Here is a 13,762-nt window from a genome sequence, read left to right on the forward strand (position 1 = left end):
CATGGACGCGAAAGAGATCCTGACCCGAGTCAAGACCGGTGCGCTGGACGCCGCGTCCGCCGCCGCGCTGCTACGCGCCCCGCGCCCGCCCGAGCCTCCCGCGGGCGTGGACCGCGCCACCGCGGAAACGCTCCTGCGTGCCGCGGCGCTCCAGGCCCAGGCCCAGGCTCAGGCACCGGCAACGGCGACGGGGGCGGGGCCGGGCCAGGCCCGACCCCCGGCGGCCCAGGCCCCGGGCCCGGCACCCGCGCCGGCCCCCGCCGGGTCCGCTCACCGGTTCGAGCCCGTGGCCGTCGTCGGCTACAGCGCCCGGTTCCCCGGGGCCGATGACGCCGACACGTTCTGGCAGCGGGTCCTGGACGGGGACGACCTGGTCACCGAGGTGCCCGCCGACCGGTGGCGCGTCGGTGAGCACTACGACGCCGACCCCGGCGCGGAGGGCAAGTCGGTCTCCAAGTGGGGCGGGTTCGTGGACGGCGTCGACCGGTTCGACGCCGACTTCTTCCGGATGACGCCGCGCGAGGCGGAACTCACCGACCCGCAGGCCCGCCTCTTCCTCCAGGAGGCCTGGCGCGCCCTGGAGCACGCCGGGCAGCGCACCGGCTCGCTCGCCGGAGCCCGGGTCGGCGTACACGCCGGCGTCATGATGAACGACTACCAGGACCTCATCGAGCGGGAGAGCGCACACACCCGGCTGGCCCAGGTCATGCAGGGCAACTCCAACTCGCTGCTCGCCGCCCGCATCGCCTACCACCTCGACCTCAAGGGCCCGGCCGTCACCGTCGACACGGCGTGCTCGTCGTCCCTGGTCGCCCTCCACCAGGCGTGCCAGTCGCTCTGGCTCGGCGACGCGGACATGATGCTCGTCGGCGGCGTCACCCTCTACCTCACCGAACTGCCGCACGTGTTCATGAGCCGAGCCGGGATGCTCTCGCCCGGCGGGCGCTGCCGCCCCTTCGACGCGTCCGCCGACGGCATCGTCCCCGGCGAGGGCTGTGCCGTCGTCGTCCTCAAACCCCTGTCGAAGGCGCGCGCCGACGGTGACCCCGTGCACGCGGTGATCCGCGCCAGCGGCCTCAACCAGGACGGCAGGACCAACGGGATCACCGCGCCCAGCGCCGCCTCGCAGGCCCGCCTCATCGGCGGCACGCTCGACCGGTTCGGCCTGGACCCGCACGGCATCGACTACGTCGAGTGCCACGGCACCGGCACCCCGCTCGGCGACCCCATCGAGGTCACCGCCCTCAACCAGGTGTTCGCCCCCGCCGGCCGCCCCGCGGGCAGTGTGCCGATCGGCTCGGTCAAGGGCAACGTCGGTCACACCTCCGCCGCGGCGGGCCTCGCCGGACTGCTCAAGGCCATCGGCGTCGTACGGACCGGACAGGTGCCCCCGTCGCTGCACTGCTCGCCCGCCACCCTCAACCCGGGCATCCCCTTCGCCGACGGACCGTTCACCGTCGCCACCGAGCGGCAGACGCTGCCCGACACCGGGGGCCGGCCGCGCCGCGCCTCCGTCAGCTCGTTCGGCTTCAGCGGCACCAACGCCTACGTCGTGGTCGAGCAGGCCCCGCCCGTCGCGCACACCCCGGCGCCCGACGGTCCCGTCCTCGTGCCGCTGTCCGGCCGCCGCCCCGCGGCGATCGCCGACCGCGCCGCCGAACTCGCCCGCTGGCTGCGTTCGCCCGGCGGCGCCGACGCCGCCCTCCGGGACCTGGCCCACACCCTGTCCTGCGCCCGTGACCACCACCCGTACCGGACCGCCCTGCTCGTCGCCGACCGGCCCCAACTCCTGGACGCTCTCGACCGGCTGACGGCGGGCGACAGCGACGACCGGCGCATCGACGGGCCGGCCGCCGAGACGCGCGACGTGGACCGGGAGACCCGCCGGGCCCGCGCCGCCCGGGTGGACCGCCTCCTCGACCGGGCCGCCGACGAGCCCGGCCACCCCGGGCACCTTCGCGAACTCGCCCGGCTCTACACCGAGGGCCACGACGTCGACTTCACCCGGCTCTGCCCGCCCGGCCGCCACCGGCGCATCCCGGCCCCCGGCTACGCCTTCGCCCGCGACCGCCACTACGTGACGGCGGCAGAACCCGCGCCGGGCGAGGACCACCGGTCCGGCCTGGACGACCTCGTCCTGTACACGCCCGGCTGGCAGGACGACCCCCTGCCGGCCGAGGCGCCGCAGCCCGCCGGCGGACCGCTCCTCGTGCACGACCCCCAGGGCGACCTCGTCACCGCGCTCGACGGCACCGGCCTCGACGCGATCGACACGGTGCGGGCCACGAACCCGGACGCCGTCACCCTCGTGGTGCGCCTCGGGCCGGAACCGGACGCCGACACTGCCGCGTTCGCCGCGCTGCGCACCGCGCTCGCCGCCTTCCGCACGCAGCGGCTCACCGTCCTCGTCGTCACCGCCGACGCGCTGAAGGCCGACGCCGCCCGCGCCCTCGTACAGACACTGCGCCAGGAGAACCCGCGGCTGGACGGGCGGGCCCTGCTCGTCGCCGACGACCTGGCCCTCGCCCCGGCCGTCCGAGGCGAACTGGCCGTCCCGCAGGCGGAGTGGGGCCACCTCGCCGAGGTGCGCGACGGCCGGCGGGCCCGCCGCGTGCTGCGCCCCGCCGCCCTGCCCGAGCAGAGCTTCGTCCCCCGCCCCGCAGGTGTCCACCTGGTCACCGGCGGCATGGGCGGCATCGGCCGCGTACTGGCCCGTCGGCTCGCCGCGCAGCCCGGCACCCGCGTCGTCGTGTGCGGGCGCACTCCCTGGGACGAGCTGGATCCGGCCGAGCGCCCGCCGGCGGACGGTTCCGGAGGCATCCGCTACGTACGCGCCGACGTCACCGTCCCGGACGGCGCCCGGGCGCTGGTCGACGACATCCTCAGCCACGAGGGCGCCCTGCACGGCGTGTTCCACGCGGCGGGTGTGGTGCGCGACGCGTACCTGCTGCGCAAGACCCCCGACGACGTGGCAGCGGTGCTCGCCCCCAAGACGGTCGGTGCCGCTGCCCTCGACGAGGCGACGGCCGGGCTGCCGCTCGACGTCTTCGTCCTGTTCTCCTCGGTCGCCGCGCTCGGCGGCAACATCGGCCAGGCCGACTACGCCTACGCCAACGGCGTTCTGGACGCCCTCGCCGAGCACCGCGCGGATCTCGTCGCCGCGGGGGAGCGGCACGGGCGGACCCTGTCGGTGCAGTGGCCGCTGTGGGACGTGCCGGGGATGACGATTCCCGACCCGGTGCGAGAGGTGGTCGAGGAGCGCGTCGGCATGGTCCCGCTCCCCGCGGAACTGGGTCTGCGGGCACTGGAACGGCTGCTCGGCGCGGACGGCCCGTGCGTCGTGTCGCTCTTCCACGGCCGCGCGGACGCCTGGCGCCGAAACCTGGCCGACCTGCACCTGCTGCCCCGCCGCCGGACCCCGGCCCCGCCTTCCGCTTCCGCTTCTGCTTCGGTCCGGGTTCCGGGTGCGCTCCCGGCCTCGACCCCGCCCCCGCCGGCTTCCTCGCCCGCCGCGGCCCCCGACGGCCTGCTGGAGCGGGTCTGCCGCACGGTCGCCGACACCCTGGGCCACGACCCGGCCGCGGTCGGCCCGCGCACGTCCCTGGAAGCGCTCGGCCTGGACTCGGTGATGATCCGTACGCTGGCGTCGAAGCTGAGTACGCACGTGGCGCCCGTCGGACCGGAAATGCTCTTCGGCCTGCGCGATCTGACCGAGCTCGCGGACCACCTGGCCCGCCTCGCGCCCGCGCGGGAGCCCGCCGCGCCGCCGCCCACGACGCCCGCCGTCCCGGCCCCCGGGAACGCGCCGGACACCGGCGCGGACTCCGGTGCCCAATCCGGTGCGGGCCCCGGCGCGGACTCCGGTGCCCCGTCCGGCGCGGACTCCGGTGCCGACGACGCCGTGGCCATCGTCGGCCTCGCCGGCCGTTATCCCGGAGCGGACGACCCCGAGGCGTTCTGGGAGAACCTGCTCGTCGGCAAGGACACGGTCGCCGACCTGCCCACCGGCCGCTGGCAGAACACCGGCGGCGTCCACGCCAAGGGACACTTCCTCGACGGCGTCGAGGCGTTCGACCCCGCGTTCTTCGGCCTGTCGCCCCGGGAGGCCGCGTTCACCGACCCCCAGGAACGGCTTTTCCTGGAGGTCGCCTGGGAGGCCCTGGAGGACGCCGGGCTCGCCGGCGCCCGTCTCGACGCCCTCACCGCGCCGGACGGCGAACCGCGCAGCGTCGGTGTCTTCGCGGGCATCACCTCGGCCGACTACCCGTTGCTCGGCGCCGAACGCTGGGCTGCGGGCCACCGGGACATGCCCTCCGGCCACTACTGGTCGCTGCCGAACCGGCTGTCGTACCTGCTCGACCTGCGCGGCCCCAGCCAGCCCGTCGACACCGCCTGTTCGTCCTCGCTCGTCGCGCTGCACCAGGCCGTCGAGGCGCTGCGGCGCGGCGAGTGCGCGGCCGCGCTCGTCGGCGGTGTCAACCTCTATCTGCACCCCTCCCGGTTCCGCATGCTGCGGCAGTCGGGCTTCCTCGCCGAGGACGGCCTGTGCCGCAGCTTCGGCGCGGGCGGCGCCGGGTTCGGGCCCGGTGAGGGCGCCGGGGCCGTCGTCGTCAAGCCACTGGCCCGCGCCCTCGCCGACGGCGACACCGTGCACGCCGTGATCCGCGGCACCGCCGTCGCCCACGGCGGCCGCACCAACGGCTTCACCGCGCCCAGCCCGAGGGCCCAGGCCAGGGTGCTGCGTGAGGCCCTGCGCCGCTCCGGCGTGGACCCGGCCACGGTGAACCTGATCGAGGCGCACGGAACCGGCACCGCACTCGGCGACCCGGTCGAACTCGCCGGGCTGCAGGAGGCGTACGGCCGGGGCACGGCCGTCGAGGTGCCCTGCTCTCTCGGCTCGGTCAAGTCCGCAATCGGCCACGGGGAGTCCGCCGCGGGCATCGCCGCGCTCACCAAGGTGCTGCTCCAGATGCGGCACGGCATCCTCGCACCCACGCTGCACGCCGAACCCGTCAACCCCGACCTGAACCTGGCCGGCACACGCTTCCGGCTCCAGCACGACGCCGCGCCCTGGCCGCGGCTGTGCGATGCCGCGGGCCGCGAACTGCCCCGCCGCGCCGGCGTCAGCTCGTTCGGCGCCGGCGGCGTCAACGCCCACGTCATCGTCGAGGAGCACCTGCCACGCCCGGCGGCGGACGAGAGCGCCCCACGGCCGGACGGGCGGCAGCTCGTCGTACTGTCCGCGCCGAGCGCCGCCCACCTCGCCGCCACCGCCGCACGCCTGGCCCGGTGGCTGACCGGCGCCGGGGCGGGCACCCCGCTCGCCGACATCGCCCACACCCTGCACAGCGGGCGAGCGCTCCACGAACACCGCCTCGCCGTCGTCGCCGACTCCGGCCCCCGGCTCGCTGCGGAACTCGCCCGCTTCGCCGAGGACGGCACGGCCTCCGACGCGCTGCGCACAGGCACCGCCACCACCGCCCGGGGTCAGGCTCCCGAGACCGACGACCTGGTGGCCGCCCTGTGGCGGGCGGGCCGCCTGGAGCAGATCGCCGACCTGTGGGTGGCCGGCTGGCAGATCGACCGGACGGCCCTCGACGCCGGGCAGGGACGCATCGTGTCCCTGCCGCCGTCGGCGTACCTCAGGAGCCGCTACTGGCTCGCCGAGGAGGAGCCCGAGGCCGCCCGCCGGCCCGCGGAGCCGCACGCCCCAGCGGCGGAGACCGCCGCACCCGCGCCGTCCGCCGCACCCGCGCCGTCCGCCGCACCCGCGCCGTCCGCCGCACCCGCGCCCGCCGTCGACCCCCGGCTCGACCAGCTCGTCGCGTTCGTCGGCGAACTGGCCGCGGGACCCGGAGCCGAGGGCCCCCTCGACACCGGACGGACCCTCGTCGAACTCGGCGTGGACTCCATCGGCGCGATGAACCTGCGCTTCGAGATCACCGAGCGGTTCGGCCGGACGCTGCCACTCCAGATGCTCAGCGAGTTCACCGTCGACGAACTTGTCGCCCACCTGTCCGCCCTGCAGAGCCAGTAGAGGGAACCGGAGAACCCAGCCATGCCGCAGACCGATCCCACCGACCGGTTCGAGCCGTTCGCCCTCACGGAAGTCCAGGAGTCGTTCTACGTGGGCCGCACGCTCGATGGCGGTACCGGTGCCGGAACCCAGATCCACCTGGAGTTCGAGGCCGACGACTTCGACACCGACCGCGCCGAGACCGCCTGGAACGACGTCGTCGCCGCCACCGACATGCTCCGCGCCCACGTCCTGCCCGACGCCCGACAGGTGGTGCGCGCACAGGTGCCCACCCACCGGTTCGTCCGGGCCGACCTGAGCACCCTCGAACCCGCCGCCCGGGACGCCGAACTGGCGCGGCTGCGCCGCGAGGCGCTGGCCGGCTTCGACCCGCACCGCTGGCCGCTGTTCGCGATCCGCGTCGCCCGCCTGGCGGGCGGCCGGGCCAGGGTGCTGTTCACCGTGGACGAGCTGATCGCCGACGGACCGAGCGTGTCCCTGCTGCTGCAGCAGTGGTACGAGCGGTACGCGCGGGGGACCGCCGTCACCGCGCCCGCGCTCACCTTCCGCGAGTACTGCGCCGCCGGCGCCGGCGCCGAGGTGCCGCGGGCCTCCCTGGCGTACTGGCGCGAGCAACTCGCGGACGTCAACCTCGACCGGCCGCTGCCGCTGGCGGGCGGCTCGGCGTCCGGCCCCGCGCACCGGAGGATCGCGCTGCGCCTGGAGCCGGAGCGCTGGGAGCGGGTGAAGGCCGCGGCGAAGGAGGCCAGGGCGACGCCCACCGCGCTGCTGCTCGCCCTGTGCACGGCCGCGGTGCAGGGGACCGAGGGCGACCCGGCGGCGCTGCCCGTCGTCCTGACGACGTACAACCGGCGTCGGGTGCACCCCGACGTGCCGCGCCTGGTCGGTCCCTTCATCTCGACCTCCGTCTTCGTCGCGCCGCCGGCCACGGGCACGGCCGGCGAACGCCTCGAACTGGTGCGCGCCCGGCTGTGGAGCGACCTGGAACACGCGGCCGTCAGCGGGGTGCGCGCCCTGCGCGAACGCGCCAGGAACGAACCGGGGCGCCGCGGCAGCTCGGTCCCGATGGTCTTCACCAGCCTCCTCGGCAGCCTCACCGCGCTGGGCGACGACCCGGACAGCTGGGCGGCGCGGGTGGACCTGGAGGCCTCCGCGACGCTCACCCCGGGCGTCCACCTGGAGAGCTGCGTCCAGGAACGCGACGGCGCCCTCCTGGTGTCGTGGGACTTCGCGCCGACCGCCGTGGAGGAGACTCGGACCCGGGCCGCCTTCGGCGCGCTGCGCACGGCACTCGAGCGGATCGCGGACGAGGGCGCAGCCGCCTTCGCCCGGCCCGCCGCACTGCCCGCCGCGCCTCCCCCCGCGGGCCAGGACCCGGCCGCCGGAGGAACGGCGGAGCCCATCCCGCTCACCGAGGTCCAGTCCGCCTACCTCGTCGGCCGGATCGGCGGACTCGGCGGGGGCGCCGAGACGCGGGTGTACCAGGAGTTCCTGCTCCGCCGGCACGACGTCGACAGGCTCGAGCACGCCTGGAACCGGCTGGTCGCGCACCACCCCATGCTGCGCGCCGCCGTCCACGAGGACGGCACGCTCAGCGTCGCGCCGGCCGCCGGCCCGTACCGCATCGCCCGCCACGACCTCACCGCGGCGGCCGACCCCGAGGCCGCGCTCGCGCAGACCGCCGCGCGGCTGCGCGACACCACGTTCCCGCTGGGCAGCAGCCCCATGTACGCCCTGGAGGCCAGCACGCTGCCCGACGGGACGGTCGTGCTGCACGTGGTCCTCGACGCCCTCCTCGCCGACGCCCGCAGCTTCGCACTGTTGTTCGGTCAGCTGTTCGCCCTGCACGACGGCGACGACCGGGTGCCGGCAGCCCCCGCCGACCCGACAGCGCACCTGCGCGCGCTGCCCGGGCTGCGGTTCACCGAGGCCGGCCGGCAGGCACGCGAAGCCTGGCGCGAGAAGTTCGCCGCGCTGCCCTCCGGGCCCGCTCTGCCCGAGCCCGCTCCCGGCGCGGCGCGGGCCCACCGCAGGGCACCGCTCGGCTCGTGGCGCGCCCTCACCGAACGCGCGGCGGCCATCGGTGTTCCGGCCGACATCGTCCTGCTCACCGCCTACACCGACGAACTGCGCGCCGAGTTCGGGGACGCGGGCCCGTTCACCGTCACCGTCGTCTCCTGGGACCGCCCCGGCGGGCTCGCGCACGCCGACGCGATGGTCGCCGACTTCACCCAGCTCGCCTGGGTCACCGTCGACGCAACGCTCCCGGACGCCTTCGCCGACCGCGCCCGCGCCCTGTGGGACCGGGTCCGCGCCGACCTGGAGCGGGCCGAACTGGTGCCCGGTCTGACCGAGTTGCGCACGCGTGTGTTCCGCTCCGGCGGCGCCCTGCGGCTGCCCGTCGTCTTCACCCGCGTACCGGAGATCGACCCCGCTCTGCATCCCCGCGACGTGGAACTGCGCACCAGCCAGTCGCAGACCGCCCAGGTGGCGCTCGACCACGTGCCGCTGCTCGTCGGCGACGACCTGGTGGGGCAGTGGGACGCGGCCGAGGGCTCCCTCGCACCGGAGCGTCTCACCGCGATGTTCGAGCGGTACGCCCGACGGGTGCGGGAGTTCGTCATCGGCGAGCGCGAGCCGGCCCGTCGCCCGGCCGTCCCGCAGGACGCCGACGCGCCCGCCGGCGCCCGCGTCGACGACCGCCCCGCCGTCGTCGGGCCCGTGGACGACCGGGTGACACCGGCCCCCACCCTCGTCGAACTCCTCGAGGCTGCGTTCACCGGGCGCGCCGACCGGGACGCCGTCCACTACGCCGGGCACACCCTGACCTACGGCGAGCTCGACCGGCGCACCGCCCGGCTGGCCCGCCACCTGCACGCCCTCGGCGTCCGCCCCGGTGACCACGTCGCCGTCCACATGGACCGCTCCGAACGCCTGGTGGCCGCGCTGGTCGGCATCGTGCGCGCGGGCGCCGTCTACGTGCCCGTCGACCCGGCCAACCCGCCCGAGCGCGTGCGGTACCTGCTGGAGGACAGCGGTGCCCGCGTCGTGGTCGCCGACGCCGCTCTCGCCGCCGTGCCCGCACAGGCCGGCGCGGTGGTCGTCTGCCCCGACCGGGACGCCGACCGGGCCGCACTCCACGCGCTGCCCGGCACGCCGCCGGCCGTCTCGGTGGGCCCCGACGACCCGGTCTACACGATCTACACCTCCGGGACGACCGGCCGGCCCAAGGGCTGCCGCAACAGCCAGCAGGGTGTGGCCAACCGGCTGCTGTGGATGCAGGACCGCTTCCGCCTCACCCCCGAAGACCGGGTCGCGCAGAAGACCCCGTACGGATTCGACGTCTCCGTCTGGGAGTTCTTCTGGCCGCTCATCGCCGGCGCGTCCATCGTGGTGGCCCGGCCCGGCGGCCATGTGGACCCGGCCTACCTCGCACGGCTGCTGCGCGAGGAGCGGGTGACCGTCACCCACTTCGTGCCGTCCGTGCTCGGCATGTTCCTGCGCCACCCCGGCGCCGCCGACGGCACCGCGCTGCGCCTGGTGTTCACCAGCGGTGAGGCGCTCCCGGTCGCCACCATGCGGCGGTTCTACGAAGTGTTCGACGCGCCGCGGCCGCAGACCCCGGTCCCCGAACTGCACAACCTCTACGGGCCCACCGAGGCCGCCATCGACGTCACCCACTGGGCGTGCCGCCCCGACTGGGACGAACCGACCGTGCCGATCGGCCGCCCCGTCGCCCACACCAGCATCCACGTGGTGGACGACCGGCTGCGCCCGGTCGCCCCCGGCGTCGCGGGGGAGATCCTCATCGGCGGCCGGCAGGTCGCTCTCGGCTACCACCAGCGGCCCGAGCTGACGGCGGAACGCTTCGTCACCTCGCCCTTCCCGGACCTCGACCCGTCGCCGCGGCTCTACCGCACGGGGGATCTGGGACTGGTCGGCGAGGACGGCGAGATCCGCTACCTCGGCAGGATCGACGGCCAGTTCAAACTGCGCGGGCTGCGCATCGAGCCGGAGGAGATCGAGGCGGCCCTCGCCGACGTGCCCGGTGTCGCGGAGGCCCGCGTGCTCCCGGTCGACGACCCGGCGTCGGGCGAACAGGTCCTGGCTGCCGTCTGCGTTCCCCGTACACCCGGCCACGCCCCGGCGGTGCCGGAGATCCGCCGCGCCCTGGGCGACCTGCTGCCCGCCTATCTGGTGCCCAGCCGTTTCTGCTTCGTGGAGGACCTTCCGTTGACGACGAACGGCAAACTGGACCGCCCGGCCGCCGCCCGGCTCCTGGGCGCCGGACCGGCGTCCCGGCCGGATCCCGTGACGCCCGCCGCGCCGGCCCCCCTCTCCACCCCGGCGCCGGTCGCCGGGGTCCGCGCCGATCTGCGTGCCGACATCCGCGCCGCCGTCGCCGAGGTGCTCGGGGTCGCCGAAGTCGACGACGGAGCCGACCTGTTCGACCTCGGCGCCACCTCCTTCACCATGATCCGCATCGCGCAGGAGATCGAACGTCTCACCGGCACCGCGCTGCCCGTCGACGCCCTCATCAGCAGGCCGACACTCGACGCGCTCACGGCGGCCGCCCTGCCGGCACCGGACGAGGCGGCCACGGCCGGCGGCGCCTCGCCCGTCACCGCCGGATACGTCGCCCGCCGGGCGGCCGAGGTACTGGGCGTGGACCAGGTCGCGGTGGGCGACGACCTGTTCGACCTGGGCGCGACATCCTTCACGATGATCCGGCTGGCCCAGGAGATCGAGGCGGCGACAGGCGCACAGGTCCCGGTGGACGTCCTCATCCAGAGCCCCACCCCGCGCTCCATCGCGCAGAGCGTCGCCCCGCCGACCACGACCACCGCCGCGTCCCCGCCCGCCACCGGCACCGACGTCCGCATCGCACTGGACCCCCGGGCGAAGGCCGCCTTCAAGGAGGCCAGGGTCGCCGAGCGACGGCTCCCCGCGTCCCTGCGCCGGGTCCCCGTCCCGCCGGCCACCCCCGACGAGACCCGCGCCCTGTTCGACGCCGCTTCCTTCCGGGAGTTCGCCGACGGTCCGCTGCCCGCCGGGGACCTGCTCGCCCTCCTCGCCACCGTCACCTGGGGCGAACTCGACGGTCGCGCCAAACGCCGCTATCCGTCCGGCGGCGGCTTCTACCCGGTCCAGGTGTACGTGTACGTGGCCCCCGGCGCAGTACAGGACCTCGCCCCCGGCCTGTACTACCTGCACCCGGCCGAACGCGCCCTGGTCGCGCTGTCCCCCGGCGCCCGGTACGGCACCGACCTGCACGTCCACCACAACCGTGCGCTCGTGGCCGGCTCCGGCTTCGGCGTCTTCCTGGTCTCGACCCCGGCCGCCATCGCCCCCGCCTACGGCGAACGCAACGCCACCCGCTTCTCCACCATCGAGGCCGGGCACATCGCCCAGTTGCTGCTCACCGGGGCGCCGGAGCGCGGACTCGGGCTGTGCGCGGTCGGCGAGATGGACTTCGACGCGGTGCGCGCCGACTTCGGCGTCACCGACGAGCAGGAGCTGCTGCTGTCCCTGTGGGGCGGCGCGCTCACCGAGGACACGCGCGCCCGCCGCGCCGCGCTCACCCGCACCGCCACCGGGCTCCCGCGGCCCGCCGACCGGCCCGCCGGCCGACCCGCCGACCGGTCCGGCCGGGCTGTGGCCGTCGTCGGCTTCGCGGCCGACCTGCCGGGCGCCCGCACCCTCGACGAACTCGACGGCCTGCTCACCGCCGCCGCCCCGGCCACCGGGCCCGCGCCCGCCGAACGGTGGGCGCCGCTGCGCTCACGGGCGCGGCGGTCCGGGGCGGCCGTCGGCGGCTACCTCGACGACGTACTCGCCCTGGAGGCGGAGGAGTTCCGCATCCCCGAGGACGAGGCCGGCGCCATCGACCCGCAGGAACGCCTCCTGCTGTCCGTCGCCCGCCGCTGCTTCGAGGACGCCGCGCTCACCCCGGACCGCCTCGGCGGCCGGGTCGGGGTCTTCGTCGGATCGATGTGGCACGACCACGCGCTGTACGGGATCGCCGCCCGTGCGGACGGGCGGGCCGAGGACGGCACCCACGCCACCCGCGGCGGCCTGGCCCACCGCACCTCGCACGCCTTCGGCCTGACCGGGCCCAGCGTGCTGATCGACAGCGGCTGCGTGTCCGGGCTCGCCGCGGTCGAAGCCGCCTACCGGGCCGTCGCCGACGGCCGCTGCGAAGCCGCGCTCGCCGCCGGATCCAACCTGGTGCTCCATCCCGACCACCTCGACGTCCTGTCCGAGATGGGTCTGCTCGCCGAGGACGGCGACTCCTGCGCCTTCACGGACCGGGCCAGCGGCTGGCTGGTCGGCGAGGGCGTCGGCGCGCTCCTGCTCAAGCCCCTCGACCGCGCCCTCGCCGACGGGGACCCCGTGCACGCGGTGCTGCGGGGCGGCGCCCTCCAGCACTCCGGCACGACCCGCCAGTTCGGCATCCCGGACCCGCAGCGGCAGGAGGCCACCATGCGGGCCGCGCTCGACGACGCCCGGCTGCGGCCCGCCGACGTGGGATACGTCGAGGCCGCCGCGGCCGGGGCCGCGCTCGCCGACGCGCTGGAGTTCACCGCACTCGGTCGGCTGTTCGGCGACGACGCCCCCAGCGGGGCACCGGTCCCGGTCGGCACCGTCAAGCCCCACACCGGACACCTGGAAGCGGCCTCGGTCTTCGCCCAGCTCGGCAAAGTCATCGCCCAGTTCCGCCGCCGCGACGTGTACCCGACGCTGCTGACCTCGGCGGTGAACCCGGCGCTCGCCCGTGCCGCGGGCCCGGTCGCCCTGGCCGCCGACGGCAACCGCGGATGGCGCACCGCCCCCGGAGCGCCCCGCCGCGTCCTGGTCAACGGCTTCGCGGGCGGCGGCTCGTACGGCAGCCTCGTCGTCGAGGAACCGCCGGCCGTGCGGCCCGGCCCCGACGACCAGGGGACCTGGGCGCTGCCGCTGTCCGCCGACACCCCGGAGAACCTCGCCGCGCTCGCCGACAGCCTCGCCGACATCTGGGAACGGGACCCGTCCCTGGGAGCCGGCCGTGTCGCCCGGGCCCTGCGCGAGGGCCGCACCCACCGCTCGGTGCGCGCGGGTCTGGTCACGGACGCCGCCGCGGCGGCCGGGGCCCTGCGCACCATGGCCCACCGCATCCGCACCCACGGCGCGGGCGCCGTCGACACCGCCGCCGACGCTCCCGCCCAGGAGCGGGACACCCTGCTCGCGTGGGTCGCGGGGGAGCCGGTCGACTGGGCCCCGATCGCCGCGTCCAAAGCGGCGCTGCCGGCCACCCCTCTCACCCGTACCCGCCCGCCGCTTCCGGCCGGCCCGGCCCCCCTGGCCGCCCAGGTGGAGCCCGCCGCGCCCCCGGCCACCGACACGCTGTCCACCCGGCTCGGCTCGGTGTGGGGTATCGGCCTCGCCGAGGAGCCGGCTCCGGCAGCGTCCGACGGCGGCGCCGCGCCCGCCGGTGACCACTTCGCCCGCCTGTCGGCGCTGGTCGCCGCCGAACTCGGGACCGACGTCGGCAGGCTGAGCCCCGACCAGGACCTCTTCACCCTCGGCGCCACCAGCAGGCAACTGCTGCGCCTGGCCGCCCGTATCACCGCCGACGGCGGACGGGAGCTCCCGCTGGAAACCCTGTTCACCGCCGCCGACCTCGGAGAACTGGCCGACCGCGCCTTCCCCGCCCCCGTGACCGTCTGAACCGAAAGCAGTGACCAC

At 76.1% G+C, this 13,762-nt stretch carries 2 protein-coding genes; both read left to right on the forward strand.

All coding sequences use genetic code 11. The features are described from left to right. The first annotated feature begins 1 nt into the window (after position 1). On the forward strand, positions 2 to 6,037 hold the full coding sequence (locus tag ACFY9E_RS38795) for an SDR family NAD(P)-dependent oxidoreductase (protein WP_390993103.1): 6,036 nt from the start codon (positions 2 to 4) through the stop codon (positions 6,035 to 6,037). Between the two features lie 21 nt (positions 6,038 to 6,058). After that, positions 6,059 to 13,744, forward strand: a complete 7,686-nt coding sequence (locus ACFY9E_RS38800; protein WP_390993106.1) for an amino acid adenylation domain-containing protein — start codon at positions 6,059 to 6,061, stop codon at positions 13,742 to 13,744. Positions 13,745 to 13,762 lie beyond the last annotated feature (18 nt).

Source organism: Streptomyces sp. NPDC012466, from assembly GCF_042955215.1.
Lineage (GTDB): Bacteria > Actinomycetota > Actinomycetes > Streptomycetales > Streptomycetaceae > Streptomyces.

Coding starts and splice junctions, on each gene's coding strand:
- ACFY9E_RS38795 (WP_390993103.1), top strand. CDS start 2: ATGGACGCGAAAGAGATCCTGACCCGAGTCAAGACCGGTGCGCTGGAC.
- ACFY9E_RS38800 (WP_390993106.1), top strand. CDS start 6,059: ATGCCGCAGACCGATCCCACCGACCGGTTCGAGCCGTTCGCCCTCACG.